The sequence below is a fragment of the Rhabdaerophilum calidifontis genome, assembly GCF_008641065.1.
GTDB classification, from domain to species: Bacteria; Pseudomonadota; Alphaproteobacteria; order Rhizobiales; family Beijerinckiaceae; genus Rhabdaerophilum; species Rhabdaerophilum calidifontis.
The window spans coordinates 119,501-141,450 of sequence record NZ_VTRS01000001.1 but is presented as its reverse complement, the minus strand read 5'-3'; the positions used below and the strand labels follow the sequence as shown (position 1 = coordinate 141,450).

At 64.2% G+C, this 21,950-nt stretch carries 22 protein-coding genes and 1 pseudogene; 11 read left to right on the top strand and 12 right to left on the bottom strand.

Going from position 1 to position 21,950, the window contains the following annotated elements; genetic code table 11:
• Window positions 1–87 precede the first annotated feature (87 nt).
• Window positions 88–834, top strand: a complete 747-nt coding sequence (locus FWJ24_RS00690; RefSeq protein WP_150285863.1) for a LolA family protein — start codon at window positions 88–90, stop codon at window positions 832–834.
• 112 nt (window positions 835–946) lie between these two features.
• Entirely contained in the window at window positions 947–1,762 is an 816-nt protein-coding gene (xth, locus tag FWJ24_RS00685; protein ID WP_150285862.1) for an exodeoxyribonuclease III, read from the top strand.
• 4 nt (window positions 1,763–1,766) lie between these two features.
• Here xth and FWJ24_RS00680 read toward each other — a convergent pair whose 3' ends face one another.
• Both FWJ24_RS00680 and FWJ24_RS00675 read right to left on the bottom strand, forming a co-directional pair.
• Entirely contained in the window at window positions 1,767–2,207 is a 441-nt protein-coding gene (locus tag FWJ24_RS00680) for a Crp/Fnr family transcriptional regulator (RefSeq protein WP_150285861.1), read from the bottom strand.
• Window positions 2,208–2,215: 8 nt separating this feature from the next.
• Window positions 2,216–2,902 carry a response regulator transcription factor gene (locus tag FWJ24_RS00675; RefSeq protein WP_150285860.1) on the bottom strand — a complete coding sequence of 229 codons (687 nt, stop codon included), beginning with the start codon at window positions 2,900–2,902 and terminating at the stop codon, window positions 2,216–2,218.
• 170 nt (window positions 2,903–3,072) lie between these two features.
• On the opposite strand from FWJ24_RS00675, the gene FWJ24_RS00670 reads away from it, so the two are divergent.
• Entirely contained in the window at window positions 3,073–3,642 is a 570-nt protein-coding gene (locus FWJ24_RS00670; RefSeq protein WP_246155451.1) for a L,D-transpeptidase family protein, read from the top strand.
• Here the strand turns inward: FWJ24_RS00670 and FWJ24_RS00665 are convergent.
• Entirely contained in the window at window positions 3,611–4,360 is a 750-nt protein-coding gene (locus FWJ24_RS00665; protein WP_150285859.1) for a YggS family pyridoxal phosphate-dependent enzyme, read from the bottom strand. The two genes, FWJ24_RS00670 and FWJ24_RS00665, sit on opposite strands and share 32 nt — an antisense overlap.
• Window positions 4,361–4,505: 145 nt before the next feature.
• On the opposite strand from FWJ24_RS00665, the gene leuS reads away from it, so the two are divergent.
• From leuS to holA, 3 genes are read left to right on the top strand one after another with little or no spacing between them, the layout of a single operon-like run.
• Window positions 4,506–7,112 (top strand): leucine--tRNA ligase, encoded by a 2,607-nt coding sequence (gene leuS / locus FWJ24_RS00660; protein WP_150285858.1) that lies wholly within the window; start codon window positions 4,506–4,508, stop codon window positions 7,110–7,112.
• A 12-nt stretch (window positions 7,113–7,124) separates the two neighbouring features.
• On the top strand, window positions 7,125–7,739 hold the full coding sequence (locus tag FWJ24_RS00655; RefSeq protein ID WP_150285857.1) for a hypothetical protein: 615 nt from the start codon (window positions 7,125–7,127) through the stop codon (window positions 7,737–7,739).
• 3 nt (window positions 7,740–7,742) lie between these two features.
• Window positions 7,743–8,759: a DNA polymerase III subunit delta gene (gene holA / locus FWJ24_RS00650; protein ID WP_150285856.1), complete on the top strand. Its 1,017-nt coding sequence runs from the start codon at window positions 7,743–7,745 to the stop codon at window positions 8,757–8,759.
• Here the strand turns inward: holA and FWJ24_RS00645 are convergent.
• The 8 genes and pseudogenes from FWJ24_RS00645 to hemE all read right to left on the bottom strand — a co-directional run bounded on the left by FWJ24_RS00645 (window position 8,745) and on the right by hemE (window position 17,316).
• The gene (locus FWJ24_RS00645) at window positions 8,745–9,644 is read right to left on the bottom strand and encodes a ParB/RepB/Spo0J family partition protein (protein WP_150285855.1); all 900 of its coding nucleotides are present in this window, start codon (window positions 9,642–9,644) and stop codon (window positions 8,745–8,747) included. The two genes, holA and FWJ24_RS00645, sit on opposite strands and share 15 nt — an antisense overlap.
• Before the next feature lie 14 nt (window positions 9,645–9,658).
• Entirely contained in the window at window positions 9,659–10,444 is a 786-nt protein-coding gene (locus FWJ24_RS00640; protein ID WP_150285854.1) for a ParA family protein, read from the bottom strand.
• Window positions 10,395–11,129: a 16S rRNA (guanine(527)-N(7))-methyltransferase RsmG gene (rsmG, locus tag FWJ24_RS00635; RefSeq protein WP_150285853.1), complete on the bottom strand. Its 735-nt coding sequence runs from the start codon at window positions 11,127–11,129 to the stop codon at window positions 10,395–10,397. Before rsmG ends, FWJ24_RS00640 begins: the two co-directional genes overlap by 50 nt.
• Complete coding sequence (gene mnmG / locus FWJ24_RS00630; protein WP_425468882.1) at window positions 11,119–13,005, bottom strand: tRNA uridine-5-carboxymethylaminomethyl(34) synthesis enzyme MnmG; 1,887 nt, start codon at window positions 13,003–13,005, stop codon at window positions 11,119–11,121. The genes rsmG and mnmG overlap by 11 nt, the downstream gene beginning before the upstream one ends.
• A 35-nt stretch (window positions 13,006–13,040) precedes the next feature.
• Complete coding sequence (mnmE, locus tag FWJ24_RS00625) at window positions 13,041–14,351, bottom strand: tRNA uridine-5-carboxymethylaminomethyl(34) synthesis GTPase MnmE (RefSeq protein ID WP_150285851.1); 1,311 nt, start codon at window positions 14,349–14,351, stop codon at window positions 13,041–13,043.
• A 36-nt stretch (window positions 14,352–14,387) separates the two neighbouring features.
• Window positions 14,388–15,653, bottom strand: coding sequence for a transcription termination factor Rho (gene rho / locus FWJ24_RS00620; RefSeq protein ID WP_150285850.1), 1,266 nt, complete (start codon window positions 15,651–15,653; stop codon window positions 14,388–14,390).
• A 209-nt stretch (window positions 15,654–15,862) separates the two neighbouring features.
• Window positions 15,863–16,279: pseudogene (gene hemJ / locus FWJ24_RS00615) on the bottom strand (protoporphyrinogen oxidase HemJ); the annotation flags it as partial.
• An 8-nt stretch (window positions 16,280–16,287) separates the two neighbouring features.
• Window positions 16,288–17,316: a uroporphyrinogen decarboxylase gene (hemE, locus tag FWJ24_RS00610; RefSeq protein WP_150285848.1), complete on the bottom strand. Its 1,029-nt coding sequence runs from the start codon at window positions 17,314–17,316 to the stop codon at window positions 16,288–16,290.
• A 390-nt stretch (window positions 17,317–17,706) separates the two neighbouring features.
• Between hemE and FWJ24_RS00605 the strand changes: the two genes are divergently transcribed.
• The 4 genes from FWJ24_RS00605 to dnaQ are packed head-to-tail and all read left to right on the top strand — an operon-like array spanning window position 17,707 to window position 20,486.
• Complete coding sequence (locus FWJ24_RS00605; protein ID WP_150286602.1) at window positions 17,707–18,540, top strand: pyruvate, water dikinase regulatory protein; 834 nt, start codon at window positions 17,707–17,709, stop codon at window positions 18,538–18,540.
• The gene (locus FWJ24_RS00600; RefSeq protein ID WP_150285847.1) at window positions 18,537–19,160 is read left to right on the top strand and encodes a Maf family protein; all 624 of its coding nucleotides are present in this window, start codon (window positions 18,537–18,539) and stop codon (window positions 19,158–19,160) included. The genes FWJ24_RS00605 and FWJ24_RS00600 overlap by 4 nt, the downstream gene beginning before the upstream one ends.
• 12 nt (window positions 19,161–19,172) lie before the next feature.
• Window positions 19,173–19,763: a dephospho-CoA kinase gene (gene coaE / locus FWJ24_RS00595; protein WP_150285846.1), complete on the top strand. Its 591-nt coding sequence runs from the start codon at window positions 19,173–19,175 to the stop codon at window positions 19,761–19,763.
• A gap of 15 nt (window positions 19,764–19,778) precedes the next feature.
• Window positions 19,779–20,486: a DNA polymerase III subunit epsilon gene (gene dnaQ / locus FWJ24_RS00590; protein WP_150285845.1), complete on the top strand. Its 708-nt coding sequence runs from the start codon at window positions 19,779–19,781 to the stop codon at window positions 20,484–20,486.
• 3 nt (window positions 20,487–20,489) lie between these two features.
• Here the strand turns inward: dnaQ and secB are convergent, their stop codons facing one another.
• A complete protein-coding gene (gene secB, locus FWJ24_RS00585; protein ID WP_150285844.1) occupies window positions 20,490–20,957 on the bottom strand; it encodes a protein-export chaperone SecB in 468 nt (155 codons plus the stop codon).
• Window positions 20,958–21,212: 255 nt separating this feature from the next.
• Between secB and FWJ24_RS00580 the strand changes: the two genes are divergently transcribed.
• Window positions 21,213–21,932, top strand: a complete 720-nt coding sequence (locus tag FWJ24_RS00580) for a Tim44/TimA family putative adaptor protein (protein WP_150285843.1) — start codon at window positions 21,213–21,215, stop codon at window positions 21,930–21,932.
• Window positions 21,933–21,950: the final 18 nt, after the last annotated feature.

The following is a 21,950-nucleotide window of genomic DNA, read 5'->3' as shown; positions in this document are numbered from 1 at the left end:
GTCGTGCGTTGGCATACCGCCCCGCAAACGCCGTCGCCGCAACCTGCGCGTCTTGCGCCACCCGTTCGTCTTGAAGGTCGAACCCCGATGCAGCCTTTCCTCCGCGCCGCCATCCTTGCCCTGCCGCTCGCGCTCGCCGCAGGGGCGGCGCCGGCCGCGCCGGACGCCGGCACACGCCACTACGCCCAGGCGCAGGCGCCGCTCCCGCCCGTGCGCCCCGCCACGCCCGACCCCGCCAAGGCGAATGCCGGCGCACCGGCCGCGAACATGCCCGTTCCGAATATGCCGGCCCAGGGAACGCCGCCGAGCCTCGACCGGGTGAACGGCTATTTCAACGCGATGCGCGGCCTGCGCGCCGATTTCGTGCAGATCTCCCCGGACGGGCGGCGTTTCGGCGGCGTGCTGCATCTGCTGCGGCCAGGCCGGATGCGATTCGAATACAACCCTCCGGCAACGCTGGAGATCGTGTCCGACGGCCGCTCCGTCGCGATCCGCGACCGCAAGCTCAACACCCAGGACCTTTATCTGATCGGTCAGACGCCGCTCAAGTTCCTGCTCCAGCCGAAGATCGACATCGCCAAGGATGCAAAAGTGATCGATCTCCGGCGCGCCGGCGCAGAAATCCTGCTCGATATCGAGGATCGCGGCACGATCGGCGGCACCTCGAAGATCCGCGTCGTCTTCGACGGCGAAAGCCATGCGCTGAAGGAATGGACCGTCACGGACCCGCAGGGCGCAACGACGCGGGTGATGCTGTCCAACCTCAACCTCGCCGCCCTGCCCGACAAGGCGCTGTTCGTGATCGACGACCAGCCGCTGATCAACCCGCGCTGAGCCGGCCCGGCCCGGAAATGTCAGGATAATTGCCGTCCCGGCGCGGGGGCGGTATTCCGTATCGCCGCGAATGGATTAAATGGCCCGGCCATGCCGCCGGGATCCCTCCTTCATGCCGTCGCCGCTCACCATCGCCACCTGGAACATCAATTCCGTGCGTCTGCGCCTCGACCAGGTCCTGCGCTTCCTGCTCGAACAACACCCGGACGTGCTCTGCCTCCAGGAGACGAAATGCCCGGATGACCTGTTCCCGCGTGGCGCCTTCGCCAAGGCCGGCTACGGGTATCAGGCGATTGCGGGCATCAAGGGCTATAACGGCGTCGCCATCCTTTCGCGCCGGCCGATAACGCCTTGCGAAAAGCGCGACATGTGCGGGAAACCCGACGCGCGCCATATCGCCGCGACGATCGGCCAAGGCGCCGACGCGATCCGCATCCACAATTTCTACGTCCCGGCCGGCGGCGATCTCCCCGATCCCGAGGCCAATCCCAAATTCGCCCACAAGCTTGCCTTCGTGGAGGAATTGCAGCGGTTTTCCGAAACGACGCGCCGCAACGATCCGCGCGCGATCCTGGTCGGCGACCTCAACATTGCGCCGCTGGAACACGATGTCTGGAGCCACAAGCAACTCCTCGACGTCGTGAGCCACACGCCGGTCGAAACGCGCGGGCTGACGGAAGCGATCTCGGCCGGGGAATGGGTCGATGCGATGCGGGTTCTGAAACCGGAACCGGAGAAGGTCTATTCGTGGTGGAGCTACCGCTCGCCGGACTGGGACAAGGCCGACAAGGGGCGCCGGCTCGATCATGTCTGGCTGGGCCGCGCGCTTGGCGACACCCTGCATTCAGGCCAGATCCTGCGCGAGACGCGTGGCTGGGAGCGTCCCTCGGATCATGTGCCGGTGATGGTGACGCTTGATCTCGGCTGAAGACTCAGAAGGCCAGATTTCGGAGCCGCTCGCCAAGACGCCGGCTTTCGGCCGCGAGCGTATCGCGCAGGATCACCGCGCTTTCGGGATGCGCATCGAGCACCTTCAACATCAGGTCGCGCGAGAAGGCAAGCACGCTTGTCGGCTCGCGCGCCAACGCCGTCGCCGGACGCTCGATCGGGGCGAACAGCGCCATCTGCCCGAGCAGCGTCCCCGCACCGAAGACATGCGGCGAGGGTGAGCCGTCATCAGCGCGATCGAGCACGATGGCGCCGCTCACGACGAGGTAGCCACCATCGGCGAGTTCACCGCGGCGGAACAGCGTGTCGCCCGGCCGGAGATTGCGCTGCACCGCCGAGAAGGCGAGCAGACGCAGCGCCTCGACATCCACCCGCGCGAAGAGCGGAAGCGTGCGGAGCAAAGCGATGATGTCCTCGAGCCGCATCGGAAACCTCAGGGAACGAGCTTGTAGCCGCCGCTCTCGGTGACAAGGATCCGCGCCCGCCCCGGATCGACCTCGATCTTCTGGCGCAGACGATAGATATGCGTCTCAAGCGTATGGGTGGTGACATTGGCGTTATAGCCCCAGACCTCCTGCAGCAGGACATCGCGCCCGATGACCCGCTGGCCGGCCCGGTAGAGGAAGCGCAGGATCGCGGTCTCCTTCTCGGTCAGCCGGATCTTGGAGCCCTTTTCGGTCACGAGCAGCTTGGCGCCCGGCCGGAAGGTATAGGGGCCGACGGAGAAGATGGCGTCGTCGCTCGCCTCGTGCTGCCGGAGATGGGCGCGGATCCGCGCGAGCAGCACCGCGAAGCGGAACGGCTTCGTGACATAATCGTTCGCGCCGGCCTCGAGCCCGAGGATCGTGTCCGCTTCGCCGTCATGCCCCGTCAGCATGATGATCGGCGAACGGAACGACCCCTTGCGCAGGATCTTGACCGCCTCGCGCCCATCGATGTCCGGCAGGCCGACATCCATGATCAGAAGATCGAAATGGTCGGCCTTGGCGAGTTGCACGGCCTGCGAGCCGGTAGCGGTGTCCTTGATCTGGAACTCGTCATAGATCTGCAATTGCTCGACCAGCGCCGCACGCAATTCGTTATCATCGTCGCAGACGAGGATCTTGCGGACATTGCTCATCGAACTTCCCTCGTTGACTCGCGTTTCCGCGGGCCGGGTCTCGATGATCCGGCACGGCGGAGACAGGTTGCGCTGACTCGCCGGACCATGGCAAGGCAGGCTCCGGATTTGAAGCCCCTCACGGTTCTGTCACGCCGAGTTGCGGTGAATTGATCGCGCGAGAATGGTCCATGCCCATCCCGATTTCCACCCCGCCCCGCCACCGGCTGCCGCGCCTGGCCCTGGTCGACCGGACCGGCTTTTCCGCCACCGGACGTCCGCCGCATCTCGCGCGGCTGCGGATCGGGTCGCTATGCTTGCCCTGCCGCATCGGCCGAACCGGCACGCGCCACGCCAAGCGCGAGGGCGACGGGGCGACGCCGGCCTGCACCCTGCGACCCGTGCGCGGCTTCTGGCGCCAGGACCGGCGCCTGCGCCCGCGCTGCCGGCTGCCGATGCGCCCCATCCGCCCCGGCGACGGTTGGTGCGAGGTGCCGGGCGACAGGAACTACAACCGCCTGGTCCGGAAACCCTATGCCGCGAGCCACGAGGACATGATGCGCGCCGATGCGCTCTATGATGTGGTCATCGAGCTGGACTGGAACCGTCGCCCGCGCCGGCAGGGGCGCGGCAGCGCGATCTTCCTGCATCTCGCCCGCCCCGATGGCGGGCCGACGGCCGGCTGCATCGGCATCCCGGCCCGCTATATCGATCGGGTCGTCGCCTGCCTCACCCGGCGGACGCGGATCGTGATCCGCTGAGCGGCGGCCGCGCCCCGAAAATCGCCGAGCCGATCCGCACATGCGTCGCGCCCAGCTGGATCGCGGCGTCGAAATCGGCACTCATGCCCATGGAAAGCACCGGCAGCCGGTGGCGCCGGGCGATTTCCGCAAGCAGCGCAAAATGCGGCGACGGTGGCTCGTCGACCGGGGGAATGCACATCAGCCCCTCGACCGGCAGATCCAAAGTCTCGCGGCAGAGACGGAGAAAGGCATCAGCCTCCTCGGGGGCCACGCCCGCCTTCTGCGGCTCGCCACCGGTATTGACCTGAACCAGCAGGCGCGGGCAACGTCCGCTGCGGATGCGCTCCTCCGCCAGCGCCCGCGCGAGCTTCTCGCGATCGAGCGTCTCGATCACATCGAACAACGCAACCGCCTCGCGCAGCTTGTTGGTCTGGAGCGGTCCGATGAGATGCAGCTCGATGCCGGATTGTTCCGCGCGCAGGCCGGGCCATTTCGCCTGCGCCTCCTGCACGCGATTCTCGCCGAACACCCGCTGCCCGGCCGCCAGGGCGGGGCGGATCGCATCCGCATCCTTGGTCTTCGACACCGCGACCAGCGTGACGGACCCCGCCGGCCGGCCGTGATCGGCCTCGGCCCGCGCGATCGCTGCACGGATGCCCGCCAGCGCCTCGGCCACGCCGGAATGCCCGTCCCCGCCCCAATGCCGTTCCTCGCCGGACTGCTGCTCTCCGCCCATCCGCCGGACTTCCTTGCCAGATCAGGTTCACGCGCCGACAATTTCGCCGCGATCTCCGTTGACCGTAAAGGCGGAATGATGTCCATACCCAATCGCATTCGCCGGCCAGCGGGCTCCGCTGCCGGGCAGTGAGACCGGAATTCCGATGCGCGCAAGCCGATACAATTTCCGCGAGGCCGAGCCCCGCTGGCAAAAGATCTGGGACGAGAAGCAGGTCTTCAAGACCAGGACGGACGATCCGCGCCCCAAATATTACGTGCTTGAGATGTTCCCCTATCCGTCGGGGCGCATCCATATGGGGCATGTCCGCAATTACGCGATGGGCGATGTGGTTGCGCGCTATCGCCGCGCCAAGGGTTACGCGGTCCTGCATCCGATGGGCTGGGATGCGTTCGGCATGCCGGCCGAGAACGCCGCGATGGAAAAGAAGGTCCACCCCGCCACCTGGACCTACCAGAACATCGCGACGATGAAGGCCCAGCTCAAATCCATGGGCCTCTCGCTCGATTGGTCACGGGAATTTGCGACCTGCGACCCGGATTACTACAAGCATCAGCAGCGGATGTTCCTGGATTTCCTCAAGGCCGGGCTCGTCGCGCGCAAGACCTCCAAGGTCAACTGGGACCCCGTCGACCACACCGTCTTAGCCAATGAGCAGGTGATCGACGGCCGCGGCTGGCGGTCCGGCGCGCTGGTCGAACAGCGTGAGCTGACACAATGGTTCCTCCGCATCTCCGATTTCTCGGAAGAGCTGCTGAACGCGCTCGATGGGCTGACGCGCTGGCCGGAAAAGGTCCGGCTGATGCAGGCGAACTGGATCGGCCGCTCCGAAGGATTGACGATCCGCTGGGCGCTTGTCCCGGAATCTGCACCGGCCGGCTTCGATACGCTCGAAATCTACACCACCCGCCCGGATACGCTGGGGGGAGCCTCCTTCATGGCGATCGCGGCCGATCACCCGCTTGCCAAGACCGCAGGCGCGCAGGACCCGGCGCTTCAGGCCTTCATCGAGGAATGCCGGCGCATGGGAACCTCCCAGGCGACGCTCGAAACGGCCGAGAAGCGCGGCTATGATACGGGTATCCGTGCCCGGCATCCCTTCGATCCGACCTGGGAGCTCCCGGTCTATGTCGCCAATTTCATCCTGATGGATTATGGAACCGGCGCGATCTTCGGCTGCCCGGCCCATGATCAGCGCGACCACGATTTCGCGACGCGCTACGCCCTGCCGATCAAACCGGTGGTCCGGCCCGCGGAGATGAGCGATGCCGAGGCCAATGCCGCGTTTTCGCGCGAGGCTCCGCCCTATCTCGATGATGGCGTGGTGTTCAATTCAGGCTTCCTCGACGGATTGACCATCGCCGCCGCAAAGGAGGCCGTCGCCGCCCGCCTCGAAGCCGAAACGATTGCCGGCGCGCCGGTCGCGGCCCGCAAGGTCAATTTCCGCCTGCGCGATTGGGGTATCTCCCGCCAGCGTTACTGGGGCTGCCCCATCCCAATCATCCATTGCGAGGATTGCGGCATCGTTCCGGTTCCGAATCAGGCGCTCCCCGTCACGCTCCCCGACGATGTCGATTTCGACAAGCCGGGCAATCCGCTCGACCGGCATCCGACATGGCGGCATGTTCCCTGCCCGCAATGCGGCAAGCCGGCGCGTCGCGAAACCGACACGATGGATACATTCGTTGATTCGTCGTGGTATTTCGCCCGCTTCACCGACCCGTTCAATGCCGATTCGCCAACCAGCCCGGCCGCAATCGCCAAATGGCTTCCGGTCGATCAATATATCGGTGGGATCGAGCATGCGATCCTGCATTTGCTCTACTCGCGCTTCTTCACCCGGGCAATGTCCCTGACCGGCCATGCGGATATCAAGGAGCCGTTCGAGGGGCTCTTCACCCAAGGCATGGTTGTGCACGAGACCTATCGCAATGCCGATGGCGCCTGGGTGTCGCCGGCCGAGATCCGTATTGAAACCGGCGAGCATGGCCGCCGGGCGGTCGAGATCGAAAGCGGCCGCGAGGCGATCATCGGCTCGATCGAGAAGATGTCGAAATCGAAGAAGAATGTCGTCGACCCTGACGACATTATCGCAAGCTATGGCGCCGACACCGCGCGCTGGTTCATGCTTTCGGATTCGCCGCCTGAACGCGATGTCATCTGGTCAGAGGAAGGCGTTCAGGGTGCGGGCCGCTTCGTGCAGAAGATCTGGCGTCTCGTCACCGAGGCGGCGGATCTGCCGCGTGAAGGCAGCACCGACACCGTGCCGGCAGTGACGCGGGCCGCGCACAAGGCAGTGCTTTCGGTCAGCGAGGATCTGGAACGCCTCCGATTCAATCGCTGCATTGCCCATATCCACGATCTGTCCAACACCATCGCTGCGGCGCTGGCGGAACGTTCCGACGAAACCGGCCCCGCGATCCGGGAGGCTGTTCGCGTTATGGTTCAGCTCTTCGCCCCGATGATGCCGCATCTTGCCGAGGAATGCTGGGCGGAACTCAACGAAGATGGTCTCGTCGCCGACGCCGCCTGGCCGGTCGCCGATCCGGCGCTCGTGCGGGAAGACAGGCTGCTGCTGCCGGTCCAGATCAATGGCCGCAAGCGCGGCGACATCGAGGTGCCGGCAGAGGCCGATGCGGCAGCGGTCGAGGCGATGGCGCGCGCCGATGCGGCGATCGGTGCATTGCTCGAAGGCAAACCGATCCGCAAGGTGATTGTGGTGCCGAAACGCATCGTCAATATTGTTCTCTGAAAGGTTCCCGGCATGATTGGCCTGCCCCTCGCGCGTTTCCTGGCTCCGGCGATGCTCGCGTTGGGCCTTTCCGGCTGCATCCAGCCGGTCCACACGCCTCGGATCGGAAGCGGGCCCTCCCGGGTCTCGGCGCTTCTGGCGGAGGTGTCGGTCGAGCGCGTTGAGGGATATCTCGGATACAATCTCAAGTCGGAGCTCGATTTCCTGCTGACCGGCGGCGCCGCCCCCACCAGCGGGGGCCGCTTCCTGCTCAAGGTGAAGACCAAGCAATCGAGCGCCGCCACGATCATCGACCAGCAGACGGGGCGCGCACAGATCGCGACGCTCCAGGTCGAAGCCGTCTATGTGCTGGTCGATCAGAAGGAAAAGGGCCGCATCCGGGCATCCGGCAAGACCTATGCCTCGGCTTCGTTCGACCGCTCGCAGCAGCGTTACGCCACGCTGCGCGCCCAACGCGACGCCGAGGAGCGCGTCGCCAAGGCGCTGGCCGAACGCCTGAAGATCATCGTGACCAGCGCCCTGGTCAATGACGGCGCAAACGCCGGCGCCGGCCAGACGCCCGAGCTCTCGCCGCCGCTCGACGATCCCGAGACGGTGCCGGCGGCAGATCCCGGCGACGAGACCTGATTCATGGCCGTCATCCGGCCCGGGGATCTTCCGCGTTTCCTGAAATCGGGCTGGCGCGAGACGCCGCTGATCCTGATCCATGGCTCCGACGAGGGCGGGGTTCGCGCGCGCGCCGGACAGGTGGCGGCAGCCGTTCTCGGCCCCGACCCCGATCCGATGAACCGGGTCGAACTCGATGCCGACACGCTTGCGGCGGACCCCGCCCGTCTGCTCGATGAGGCCAATTCGATCTCGATGTTCGGCGGCCGCCGCCTCATTCTGGTGCCCGGCGCCGGCCGTCTTGCCAAATCCGCCTGGCAGCCGCTGATCGAAGTGCCGCCGCTCGATTCGATCGTTATCCTTGTCGCCGACGAACTCGCGAAGGCCTCGCCGCTGCGCATTGCGCTCGAACAGGCGGCGCAGGCTGCGGTGATCGCCTGCTATCCGCCGACACGGCAGGATATCCTGGCGCTCGTTGACCAGCGCGCGGCAGAGACCGGGCTTTCCGTGACCCCGGTCGCGCGGGCGGCACTCGGTGACCTGCTCGGAACCGACCAGGCTCTGGCCGAAGGCGAGATCGATAAAGTGCTGCTTTATTGTCATGGCAGGCTGAGCGTCGATGCCGAGGATGTCCTGGAGCTGATCACGGACAGCACCGAACTCGCAGGCACGGAACCGGTCGACCGTGCCTTTGAAGGCCGCCTCGAAGAGATCGAGACCGTCGCATTGCGATCATTTCGGGAGGGAATCAATCCGTCCGGCCTGCTGGCGCTGGCGCTGAACCACGCGCTGATGTTGCGCCGACTGACGCTCGCCCGGCGCGAGGGCGGGTTCGACGCGGCCCTGCGGCAAGAACGGGTTTTCTTCCGGCGGCTCGACCGGGTTCGCAGCCAGGCGCAATCCTGGGACGCCACGCGCATCACCCGCGCGATCGACCTTCTCGCCGCGGCCCAGGATCAGGCGCGGCGGACGGCATCCCTCGAGGAGACCATCGCAATCCGTGCGCTCTGGTCTATCGCCCTGGCGTCACGCCGGCGCTGAGGCGATGCTTGCGAGGCGATGACTCAGGGCTTCGAGCTGCTCGAGGGTCCGGTAGCGGATGCGCACCGCGCCGCCCTTGTCCCCGCGATGGTCGATCGAGACTTCGAGCCCAAGAATGTCGGACAGGCGCGCCTCGAGTGCGGCGGTGTCCGCGTCGCGCTCCGCGGATTTGTGCTTGGGGGGCTTTGCCTCTTCGGGGCTTTCCGCCTCGCGCTGCGCGATGCGTTCAATATCGCGCACCGTCAGCCCCTGGGCGACAATCCTGCGGGCGATCAGCTCCGGATCGGAAACCGCAAGCAACGCGCGGGCATGCCCGGCGGAAAGATCCCCGCCGACGACCATTTCCTTGACTCGGTCCGGCAGCCGGGCCAGCCGCAACGTATTCGCCACATGGCTGCGACTCTTGCCCATCACCTTGGCGAGATCGGATTGCGAATACCCGAATTGCGCGATCAGGTTCTCGTAACCCCGGGCCTCGTCCATCGGGTTGAGATCGGCCCGCTGGATGTTCTCGATGATCGCGAATTCCAGTGCCTGGCGATCATCCGCCTCGACGATCACCACCGGCACATCATGCAGACCGGCCCGTTGCGCCGCGCGCCAGCGCCGCTCGCCGGCAATGATTTCGAACGCATCAACCGTTCCGGCGACCCCGCGCACCACGATCGGCTGAATAATGTCACGCTCCCGAATCGAAGCCGCCAATTCCTCCAGCTCGGCTTCCGGGAAGCTCTGTCGAGGATTCAACGGGTTGGGTCGCAGGAACTCGATCGGGACCCGTCGCTGGCTGCGGTGCCGCGCCTCGGCTGTCGTTTCGTTGCCGACATCGCCGAGTAAGGCCGCGAGGCCGCGGCCGAGGCGCATCTTGGGGTTTTCATCCGCCATGTTTCGCTCCCGAATCACTCGGCCGCCTGCAACAGCCGCTCACGCTGGATCACCTCGGATGCCAGCTTCAGATACGCCTGGCTGCCGGCGCATTTGAGATCGTAAAGCAGGACCGGCTTGCCATAGGACGGCGCTTCAGAGACGCGAACATTGCGCGGGATAACCGTCTCGAACACCTTGGCCCCGAGAAATTGCCGGACATCGCGAATGACCTGACCCGCGAGATTGTTTCGCGGATCGAACATTGTCAGCACCACGCCATGGATCTCGAGATCGGGATTGATCGTTGCGCGCACCTGCTCGACGGTCTTGAGAAGCTGCGAGAGCCCTTCCAGCGCGAAGAACTCGCATTGCAGCGGCACGAGGATGCCGTCGGCCGCCGCCATTGCATTCACGGTCAGCAGGTTGAGCGACGGCGGGCAATCAATCAGCACATAGCTGTAGCTCGAGCCCAGCGCATCGATCGCCTGTTTGAGCCGATGCGTGCGGTCCTTGCGCGCGGCCAGCGTGATTTCCGCGCCGAGCAGATCCATCGTCGCCGGAACAATCGAGACCCGCGGCACATCCGTTTCGATCGCGGCCTCCGTGATCGACGTATCGCCGAGCAGGACATCGTAAGCCGAGAGGCGCCGCGATCGCGTCTCGATCCCGAGACCGGTCGAGGCATTGCCTTGCGGATCGAGATCGATCAGCAACACGCGTTCGCCGATCGCGGCGAGTGCAGTGCCGAGATTGATGGCGGTCGTCGTCTTACCGACACCGCCCTTCTGGTTTGCCACCGTCAAAACTCGCGGCTTCATCGCTCGTTTCTCCTGCTGCCGCGGTCTGCGCGGCGGAAAACTGGGGCTTGGCAACGTCGCGGCGCTCTGCCGAGATGATCTCGACGAGCCGCGCTGCCGGATCGGTTGCGCTTTCGTGCAACCGATACGACAAATGCCAGCGATCCATGGCCTCGGTCAATTCCCGAGCATGCTCGCGACCCTTGGGAAACAGGCCGACGGCACCGCTTTTCAACAGCGGAATTGTGTAGTCGAGCAAAACATCAAGCGGAGCCAGGGCGCGCGCGGTCACGATCTCCGGGATCGGGAGACGCGTTACGACATCCTCGACCCGTCGGGCATGGATGCGAGCCGGCAAGGCGAGATGCGAAACGACATACTGGAGGAACGCTGCCTTCTTGCGGTTGCTCTCCACGAGATGGATCTCGCCGTCAGGAAGATCAGCCAAAACACAGGCGAGGACAAGTCCCGGAAAGCCGCCACCCGAGCCCAGATCAAGCCAAGTCCGCGCCGCAGGCTTGAGCATGTGAAGCTGGAGGGAATCGGCAACATGGCGCGACCAAAGCTCGGGCAGCGCTTCCGGCGCAACAAGATTGATCCGCGATTGCCATTGCCGCAGCAGGGTCACAAAGCCCTCGAGACGGGCCCGTGTTTCACGTGAAACACCAAGCGGAAGCCGAAACATTGCATCCGTCTCATGCGGCATGGCTGTCTTCTCCACGCGATCCCGAGGAGAGCCGACGTGCCAATGCCGCCAGAAAAACCAAAGCCGACGGTGTCATGCCCTCGATATCGGCCGCTTCAGCAATGGATCGAGGGCGTATCGCATGAAGCTTTCCACGCAACTCTGCCGATAGGCCCCCCATCTCTCGATAATCAAGTTCGTCAGGCAGAAGCAATCCGCGATCCCGCTCGAGGCGAGCGATATCTTCACGCTGGCGCGCGAGATAGACCGAATAACGCGCCTCGGTTTCAAGGCTCTCGGCAGCCCAATCCGGGCAGTCGGCCAATGCGGGGGCTAAGGGAACAAGCTCCCGCAAGCGGATCTCGCCGCTTGCCATGAGCCGGAAGCCATCACGGCGCATGCCGTCGGCATTGACGCTCTTGCCGATTGCCGCAACGTCCTGAGGCGTTGCAGCGATGTCGCGCAGAACGGCAGCGAATCGATTTAGAATCCTTTTCTTGTCCTGAAAATGCCTGCTTCGAGTCGCGCCAACACAACCCAAGGCGATCCCTCTATCCGTCAACCGGAAATCCGCATTGTCGGCGCGAAGGGTCAGACGAAATTCAGCCCGAGAGGTGAACATTCGATAGGGCTCGCTTACCCCTCGGCGAGTCAGATCATCGATCATCACGCCGATATAGCTCTCGGTTCGGGGAAAAACCGCACCATCGGAGCCCCCCGCGCGTCGCGCCGCATTGATTCCCGCCACGAGGCCCTGGGCGGCCGCCTCTTCATACCCTGTCGTGCCATTGATCTGCCCAGCCAGAAAGAGTCCCGGCAAATTGCGAAGCTCAAGGCTGGGCTCCAGCTCGCGAGGGTCCACGAAATCATACTCGATGGCATAGCCGTGACGGAGGATCCGCGCCTTCTCAAGGCCAGGAATAGAGGCAATCATGCGTGCCTGGATATTCTCCGGAAGCGAAGTCGAAAGTCCGTTTGGATAGACCGTGTCGTCTTCGAGCCCTTCCGGCTCCAGGAAGATCTGATGGCTATCACGATCGCCGAAACGCACGATCTTGTCCTCGATGGATGGACAATAGCGCGGCCCCCGCCCCTGGATACTGCCCGAATACATCGCTGAATGCGGCAGGCCGGCTTCGACAATAGCGTGTGTCATCACCGTCGTCCGCGTGATGCCGCAGGCGATTTGCGGCAGCGTGATGGCCTCCGTCAATGTCGAAAATGGTTCCGGAGGCGAATCGCCTGGTTGCATCTCGATACCGGCCCAATCGATGCTGCGCCCATCTAGACGCGGCGGAGTTCCGGTTTTCAGGCGCCCAAGCCGCAAATTCAGACTTTGCAATCGATCCGCGAGCGCCAGCGCCGGCGCATCGCCAATCCGCCCACCCGGCTCTCGCCGCTGACCGACATGGATCATCCCCCGAAGAAAGGTTCCCGTCGTCAGAACGATCGCTCCGCAGGCGAATCGACGGCCATCCGATAGGACCACCCCCGATGCGCGCGCCCTGTCAACGGAGACATCCGCGACCTCCCCTTCGATGAGAACCAGCCGATCCTGCTGTTCAAGAAGCTGCCGGATTGCCTTGCGATACAGAGCCCTGTCGGCCTGCGCACGCGGGCCGCGAACAGCGGGTCCCTTGCTGCGGTTGAGCACCTTGAAATGAATTCCGGATCGGTCGATGGCGCGTCCCATGATGCCGTCAAGCGCATCGATCTCCCGAACCAGGTGTCCTTTGCCCAACCCCCCGATCGCAGGATTGCAGGACATGACGCCAATTGTGTCGAGCCGATGTGTAATCAGCGCGACCCGCGCGCCGAGCCGTGTGGCAGCCGCTGCAGCCTCGGTTCCGGCATGGCCGCCGCCGACAACGACGACATCAAAGCTCTCGTCCATCATACGCGTTCCATCCCTGTTTCACGTGAAACACCGCGCTACTTGCCGATACAGAAACGCGAAAAGATCGCATCGAGAATTTCCTCGCAATCAATCCGTCCCACCAGCCTTTCTACCGCTCGGACAGCCCGGCGGATTTCCTCCGCGCGCAACTCCGGCATCGCCTCCGGGCAACTCAACGCGGCATCCAGCGCATCGGCCGCATCCAGCACCGCCCGTCGCTGCCTTTCGTGGGCAACAATCATATCCGATTGGCAGTTCATCAACGCAGATTCGGCACGTTTGCGAATCAGCCCGATCAGATCCTGAAGTCCGGCGCCGGTATGGCAGGAAATCGCGAGACCGGCATGCTCGACCCTGGACTGATGCGACATTTCGTCAGAACGACTCCGAATCGAAATAACCGGTGCAGAATAATCCCCTGCCGGCATGTCGTCTGGTGAAAGCCAGAGCACAAGATCCGCCGAGGCCGCCGCCACCTCGGCACGGGCAATGCCCATCTGCTCAATTGAATCAAGGGTTTCGCGCAACCCCGCCGTATCGATCAGCGTCACCGGGAGCCCGCCCAGATCGAGATGAACCTCGATACTGTCGCGCGTCGTCCCTGGAATCGGCGAGGTGATCGCGATGTCCCGCGCCGCCAATGTGTTGACGAGCGTGGACTTTCCGGCATTCGGCGGTCCCATGACCGCAACGCGGAATCCACGCCGCATCCGCTCGGCATGGCTGAAGGTAGCCGCAGCCGCCCGCATCTGCGCCATCAGTGCGGCAATATCTCGTTCCACTTGCGAATCGAGCTGCGTGACGACATCCGCTTCGTCTGAGAAATCGATCCCGGCTTCGGTCAGCGCCAAAAGTTCGAGCATCTGTCGCCGCCAATCCTCGGCCGCGCGATGGAGATGCTGCTGGTGGATCTGGGCAAGACGCGCCTGGACCCGCGTCTCAGCCGCCAGAAGATCGCCAAGGGCCTCGACCTCGACCAGATCGAGCTTTCCGGCCTCGAAGGCGCGATAGGTAAACTCACCCGGATCCGCGCCTCGCAGCCCCGGCATCTCGCCGAGCACGGCAGCGATATGGCGGATGACCGCAACCGAGCCGTGAACATGCAGCTCTACCACATCCTCGCCGGTGAAGCTTCCCGGCCCGGGAAAAACCGCCACCAGCGCCTCGTCGATCAGAGAAGCGTCAGCCGGGTCGCGGAGCCGTCGCAGCCCCATTTGCCGCGGCCTCGGGAGCCCGCCGCACAGTTTCGTCGCCGAATCGAATGCGGCGGGTCCGGAAAGACGGATGATGGCCACCCCTGCGGGCCCCGATCCGGAACTCAGGGCGAAGATCGTGTCGCGTGGCATGATGCCTCCCGGAACCCTCCGCTGGCCGACCGGGTGTCAGGTGTTCATCCGCTCGAAGAACTCATCGTTGACTTTGGTCTCGCGCAGCTTGCCGAGCAGGAACTCGATCGCGTCCTGCGGGCCCATCGGGTTGAGGATGCGGCGCAGCACATAGGTCTTCTGGAGCTGGTCGCGCGCCGTGATGAGCTCTTCCTTGCGGGTGCCGGATTTGAGAATGTCGAGCGCCGGAAAGACCCGCTTGTCGGCAACCTTGCGATCAAGGACGATCTCGGAATTGCCAGTGCCCTTGAACTCCTCGAAAATCACCTCGTCCATGCGCGAGCCGGTATCGATCAGCGCAGTCGCGATGATCGTCAGCGACCCCCCTTCCTCGATGTTGCGGGCCGCGCCGAAGAAGCGCTTCGGCCGCTGGAGCGCATTGGCATCGACGCCGCCGGTCAGCACCTTGCCGGAGGAGGGCACCACGGTGTTGTAGGCGCGGCCGAGGCGCGTGATCGAATCGAGCAGGATGACGACATCGCGACCGTGCTCGACGAGGCGCTTGGCCTTCTCGATGACCATCTCGGCCACCTGGACATGCCGTGTTGCCGGTTCGTCGAAGGTCGAGGAGACGACCTCGCCGCGCACCGAGCGCTGCATATCCGTCACTTCTTCCGGCCGCTCGTCGATCAGCAGCACGATGAGATAGCATTCGGGGTGATTCGCCGTGATCGATTGGGCGATGTTCTGCAGCAGCACCGTCTTGCCTGTGCGCGGCGGCGCCACGATCAGCGCGCGCTGACCCTTGCCGATCGGCGCCACGATATCGATCACCCGCGCTGACATGTCCTTCTTCGTCGGATCGGGATTCTCGAGCTTCAACCGCTGGTCAGGGTAAAGCGGTGTCAGATTGTCGAAATGAACCTTGTGTCGGGCCTTGTCCGGATCCTCGAAATTGATCGTGTTGACCTTCAGCAGCGCGAAATAGCGTTCGCCCTCGCGCGGGGACCGGATCTGACCCTCGACCGTATCGCCGGTGCGCAAGGAAAAACGCCGGATCTGCGCTGGCGAGACATAAATATCATCCGGCCCGGCGAGGTAATTCGCGTCGGGAGAACGAAGGAATCCGAACCCGTCCTGCAGAACCTCGATCACCCCCTCGCCGATAATCTCGGTGTCGCTGGCCGCAAGCTGCTTGAGGATCGCAAACATCAGCTCCTGCTTGCGCATGGTGCTGGCCCCCTCCACTTCGAGCTCCTCGGCAAAGCTGAGGAGCTCCGTCGGCGACTTGCGCTTAAGATCGTGGAGTTTGATCTCCCGCATCGGTAATTGACCTTGGCTGACATGCGGACCACGAGACCGCGATCCTGCAAACTGAGGGGGACTTTAAGGATGCGCCGGCCCCGATCACCGATGAGAGATCATCATCTCGGCCGGCCCGCGTACAGGCTACTCCGCAGATCAGGGGAGGAACGCTGATCGTCGGCTGTTAGCCTGTTTTGTGCGCAAGCTCAAGCCCACCTTGCGGCGCGTCAGAACGGCTTGACGATCACCAGAACCAGGATCGCGAGCATCAGCAGCGTCGGCACCTCGTTCTGGATCCGGAAAAAGCGGGCCGACCGGCTCCGGCGATCCTCGGCGAGTTCGCGCAGCCAGCGCCCCTGCAGGGCATGATGTCCACTCATCATGGTTACCAGCGCGATCTTCGCATGCAGCCAGCCGCCTTGGAAGCCGAAGCTCGACCAGGCGAGCCACAACCCCACCAGCCACGTCACCAGCATCGCCGGGCGCATGATGAACCGATAAAGTCGGCGTTCCATCACCTTGAAGGTTTCGCTCGCTTCCGAGCCCGGCACCGTTCCGGCATGATAGACGAACAGTCTTGGCAGATAAAAAAGGCCAGCCATCCAGGATATCACGGCAGCGACATGCAATGCCTTGAGCCAGAGGTCGAGCATCAGCCGCGCACCCTCTCGATCAGCCGCTCGACATGCGCGATCGGTGTCGGCGGCAGGATGCCATGGCCGAGATTGACAATGTGACGCGCATCCTCGGTCACAGCGAGCAGGGCATCGAGTGCGTGATCGAGCGCCGAACCGCCTGCCAGCAAAACCAGCGGGTCGAGATTGCCTTGCGTGACGACCCTGTCGTCTAGCTCTTCCACGGCATTGCCAAGACGCGCCGCCGTATCAAGCCCCAGCGCATCGACCTGTGTCGCCTCCGCGAAAGCGCGATATCCGCCTGCAATGGCACGCGGGAAGCCGATGATCGGCACTTGCGGATGCTTCTGCCGAAGCGCCCAGACAATCCGCGCTACCGGCTCGACACACCATGCCCGGAACTCATCCTCGGGGAGAATGCCTGCCCAGGAATCGAAGACCTGCACCGCTTCCGCGCCGGCTTCAATCTGTCGCATGAGATGCTCGGTACAGGCTTCAACAAGCCGCTCGATCAGCCCGGCGAACGCGACGGGATGCCGATAGGCGAAGATCCTCGCCGGGGCCTGATCCGGCGTGCCGCGCCCGGCAATCATATAGGTGGCGAGGGTCCATGGCGCGCCGCAGAACCCGATCAGCGCCGTGTCGTCAGGCAGCGCTGCACGGGTCCCTCGGAGTGCCGCATAAACCGGCTCCAGCCGCTCGACATCGAGATCCGATGCAAGCCGGGACAGATGCGAGGGCTCCTCGATCGGGTCAAGGCGCGGGCCCTCGCCCTCGACGAACCGCACCGGCTGGCCAAGTGCATCTGGAATGACCAGGATATCCGAGAAGATGATCGCCGCGTCGAACCCGAACCGCCGGATCGGCTGGAGTGTGGCCTCGATCGCAAGTTCCGGCGTATAGCAGAAATCGAGGAAGCTCGGCGCACGCTTCCGCGTTTCGCGATATTCCGGAAGATAGCGCCCCGCCTGCCGCATCAGCCATATCGGTGGCCTTGCCGGTCGCGAGCCTCGAAACAGGTCGAGGAAGGGCTTCACGCTCACCACAGACTCCCGAAAAAGAGAAAAGAGATTTCTTTCTTATTGTTTTTCTTTAGACCACTCCAATGCGGAAATCCGCTGCCACCCACAAGCGCCATCGGAGCTGCCGGATCCAAAAGCAGCCATGGCTCTGCTGTATACTCTTACAAGAGTTTGATATAAAAAGGGTTTTAAGTGGATGTGATCGGCTGCGGCATTTCTTCCCACATTTCTCCACATTCACAATCATCCCTTCCCGCTCATTTCTATGTTGGGAAATAGTCGGGTCACCCACAGGCCTGGCACGGGCATGAGCCTCCGACCGGGCTCGAAAGCCGATTGCCCACGCTTGACAACAGCCCTGTGCATGAGTCGGTTGAATGTGCCGGAAATACGGACAGGCGCAGGCAAACCGCGATGGGCCGCAACTTCTTCCACCTTCACCTCGTCTCGGATTCGACGGGCGAGACGTTGATCACGGTCGCGCGCGCGGCGACCGCGCTTTATGCCGGCATATCACCCATCGAACATGTCTATCCGCTGGTGCGCAACGAGAGGCAGCTTGATCGTGTGATTTCCGAAATCGAGAACGAGCCGGGGATCGTGCTCTACACGATGGTGGACCAGAACCTGGCCGAGCGGTTGCGGCGCGGCTGCGAGGAGCATGGCTCGCCGAGCCTGTCGGTTCTGGAGCCGGTCCATAATCTGTTCCAGTCCTATCTCGGTGTCGCTACAACCCCCCGCGTCGGCGCGCAGCACATGCTGAACGCGGAATATTTCCGGCGCATCGACGCGCTCAATTTCACGATGATGCATGATGACGGCCAGCTGACCGAGAATCTCGACCAGGCCGATGTCGTGCTGGTCGGCGTCAGCCGCACATCGAAAACACCGACAAGCATCTATCTCGCCAATCGTGGCATCAAGACCGCCAATGTCCCCCTGGTTCCGAACGTGCCGTTGCCGGCGCAACTCGAAACCCTGATCAAGCCGCTGGTTGTGGGGCTGATCGCTTCGCCGGAACGCATCGTCCAGATTCGCCAGAACCGCATGCTTGCGCTGAATGCAGATGGCAAGGATGCTTCCTATATCGACCGTCAGGCTGTTACCGAGGAGATCGGCTTCGCCCGGCGGCTCTTTGACCGCCATAACTGGCCCGTGATCGATGTCACGCGTCGGTCGATCGAGGAAACGGCGGCGGCGATCATCGATCTTTATCGCACCCACCGTCTCGGGCTCATCGCGCAATGACGGGAGCGAATTTCTGGCTCGAAAGCGAGCCCTTGCTGCTCGCGTCGCGCAGCGCGGCACGACGGTCCCTCCTGGAGGCGGCGGCGCTGCCCTTCGAGATTGGCGGCGCTCCCGTGGATGAGGCATCGATCGCCGCCACCCTGCTCGAAGCGCGCGAAGCACCGGATGCGATCGCCGTCGCCCTGGCCCATGCCAAGGCCGAGGCCGCCAGCCGGCGGCATCCCGGGCGTATTGTGCTGGCGGCGGACCAGACGCTTGACCACGCGGGCACCCTGCTCATGAAACCCGCCGATATCGACCATGCGCGCCGCCAGCTCCGGCGGCTTGCCGGAGAGAGCCACCATCTTCATGCTGCCGCCGTGCTGCGCCGCGACGATGTCGTCCTCTGGGCCGGACTCGATTCCGCCCGGCTGACGATGCGCCCGCTCACCGAAGCGTTTCTCGATGCCTATCTGGAAGCAATGGGCATGCGCGTCACCCAGACCGTCGGCGGCTACATGCTGGAGGGCCTGGGCATTCATCTCTTCGCCGAGATCGAGGGGTCTCATGCAACGATCCTCGGCCTGCCGCTGCTGCCGCTGCTTCATGCCTTGCGCGATCTCGGTCTTATCGCGTCCTGAGCCGGGTTTGCCATGCTGAAGCTCGGCCTGACAGGTTCGATCGGAACAGGCAAATCCACCACGGCGGCGATGTTTCGCGCCAGCGGCATTCCCGTCCACGATGCCGACGCCACCGTGCACCGGCTGTATTCCGGTGCTGCCGTCGGACCGATCGTGGAAGCCTTTCCCGGAGTGGCGCCGGGCGGCAGGATCGACCGCAAGGCGCTTGCGGCCGCGGTCGCGGGGGATGCGGAGCGGTTTCGCCGCCTCGAAGCCATCGTGCATCCCCTGGTGCGCGAGGAGGAGCAGAACGCGATCCTGACCGCTGCGGCGCGCGGACATCGGATGATTGTGCTCGACATTCCGCTGCTGTTCGAGACCGGTGCCGAGAACCGCTGCGATCTGGTGCTGACAACATTCGTTGCCGATGCCGAGCAGCACCGCCGCGTGATGGCGCGACCCGGAATGACGGAGGCGCTTTTCCACGCCATTCTCGCGCGTCAGATTCCGCAGGCCGAGAAATGCCGGCGCGCCCATGCCAGAATCGATACCGGCCACGGGCTCGAAGCGGCGCAGCGTGAGGTACGGGCACTGATCCGGGCGCTCGCCGGCATAGTGAAATGAGGAGAATGGCAGCCGATGCGGGAGATCGTGCTCGACACCGAAACCACGGGCCTCGACCCCCAGCGCGGCGACCGGCTGGTTGAGATCGGTTGCGTGGAGATCGTCAACCGCTTCGTCACCGGCAGGGTTTTCCACCGCTACCTCAACCCGGAGCGGGCGATGCCGGCGGAAGCCTTCGCGGTCCACGGGCTCTCCGATGCATTCCTCGCAGACAAACCGCTTTTCGCGGCGGTGGTGGATGAATTCCTCGGCTTCATCGGCGAGGACCCGCTCGTCATCCACAACGCGGCGTTCGACACCGCTTTCCTCAATGCCGAACTGAAGCGGGCCGGGCGTGCGCCGCTCGCACCGGAGCGGATCGTCGACACGCTGACGATCGCCCGCCGCCGTCATCCCGGTCAGCAGAACTCGCTCGATGCGCTCTGCGCACGCTATGGCGTGTCGAACGCGCACCGCACCAAGCATGGCGCCCTGCTCGATGCCGAAATCCTGGCCGATATCTACGCGGAACTGACAGGCGGCAAGCAATCGAGCCTCGGGCTCGGCGAATTCTCCGCGGGTTCCGGCGTTGAAACAAAATCCGAGAGCCGCAAGGCCGGCGTGCAGCGGCTTCCGCGCATCGCCCTGGCGACAGCGGACGAGCGGGCACGGCATCGCGCCTTCATCGCCGAGATCGGCGAGAAGGCGCTGTGGAATGCCTATATCCAGGCGACGGAGGAGTGAGCCTCAGCTATTCGCCGGCGCGCCCTGCTGGGCAAGCTCATTGACACGGGCCTGGTAAAGCGCCGCGAAATCGATCGGCTGGAGCAGGAAGGGCGGGAAGCCACCATCGCGGACGGCGTTCGCCAGCACCGCGCGGGCAAAGGGAAACATCATGCGCGGGCATTCGATCATCAGAACCTGGTGCACGTGCTGTTGCGGAATGTTCGAGAGATGGAACACGCCGGCATAGTTCAGGTCAAAACGGAACAGGATGTTCTCGCCCTCGCCGGCCGTGCCCTCGAACATGAGTTCGACCTCGAAATTGCCGTCCTGCAGCGGCTTGGCGTTGACATTCACCTGAATGGCAATGTTCGGCGCGGTTTCCTGCGGGCCGAGCGAGCGCGGCGCGTTCGGGTTTTCGAAGGAGAGATCCTTCACGTATTGCGCGAGCGCATCGAGGTGCGGCAGATCCCCGCCATTGGCTTCGGCCATGTTCCGTTCCCGTCGTGAGGCATGCCGGGTCCGGCACGCTGGTTCAATCGCATGGCTGTCGCCGGATGCGGGGCTCCGCTTACACCGATGCCGCCGCCGTCTCAAGACGGCAGCGGCGTTTCTGCCGCGCTGACAGGCCGCATAACCCACTAAAGGATAGCGAAGCCGTCGAACAGGCCCTATATGGTTCGGCGGGATCGGTTCTCCGCGATTGTCCGCGGTGCCAGCGCAGGTCCCCGCGCCGGGTCTTAAGAGATGCAGAATTTCGATATCCTCACGCTGGTCTTCCTCGGCCTTGCGGTTTTCGTGATCCTCAAGCTGCGCTCCGTGCTCGGGCAGCGCACCGGCACGGAGCGCCCGCCGGGCGAGATCTTCGACCGCCGTCCGCCCGCGCCGGGGGAGGGCGACCGGGCCGATCCGTCGGGTGCGGCGAGCAATATCGTGCCGATGCCTGGCACCCGCCGGGAGGCCGCCCCTGTCGAACCCGAGGCGCGGCTGGAAGGCGTGATCGCCAGGGATGCGCCCGGCTATAACGGCCTTCTAGAGATCATGCGCGCCGACCCGGCTTTTGATCCTGCGGAATTCGTCGCCGGCGCGCGGGCAGCCTACGAGATGATCGTCACCGCCTTTGCCGGCGGCGATCGTCGAACCCTCAAGGATCTGCTCTCCCGCGAGGTTTACGAAGGGTTCGAAGCGGCGATCCGGGATCGCGAGACCCGCGGCGAACGGGTCGAGACGCAATTCGTCTCGATCGATAAGGCCGATATCGCCGATGCGATGCTGCGCGCGCGCTCGGCTGAAGTAACGGTGCGGTTCCAGTCGAAGCTGATCACTGCCACGCGCGACAAGACTGGCGCGGTGATCGACGGCAGCCCCGAAAAAGTGATCGACGTCATCGACATCTGGACCTTCGCCCGCGAGGTCACGGCGCGCGACCCGAACTGGCGCCTGATCGCGACCGAATCGGCGCAGTGACGCGGGGGCGGGGCGGTA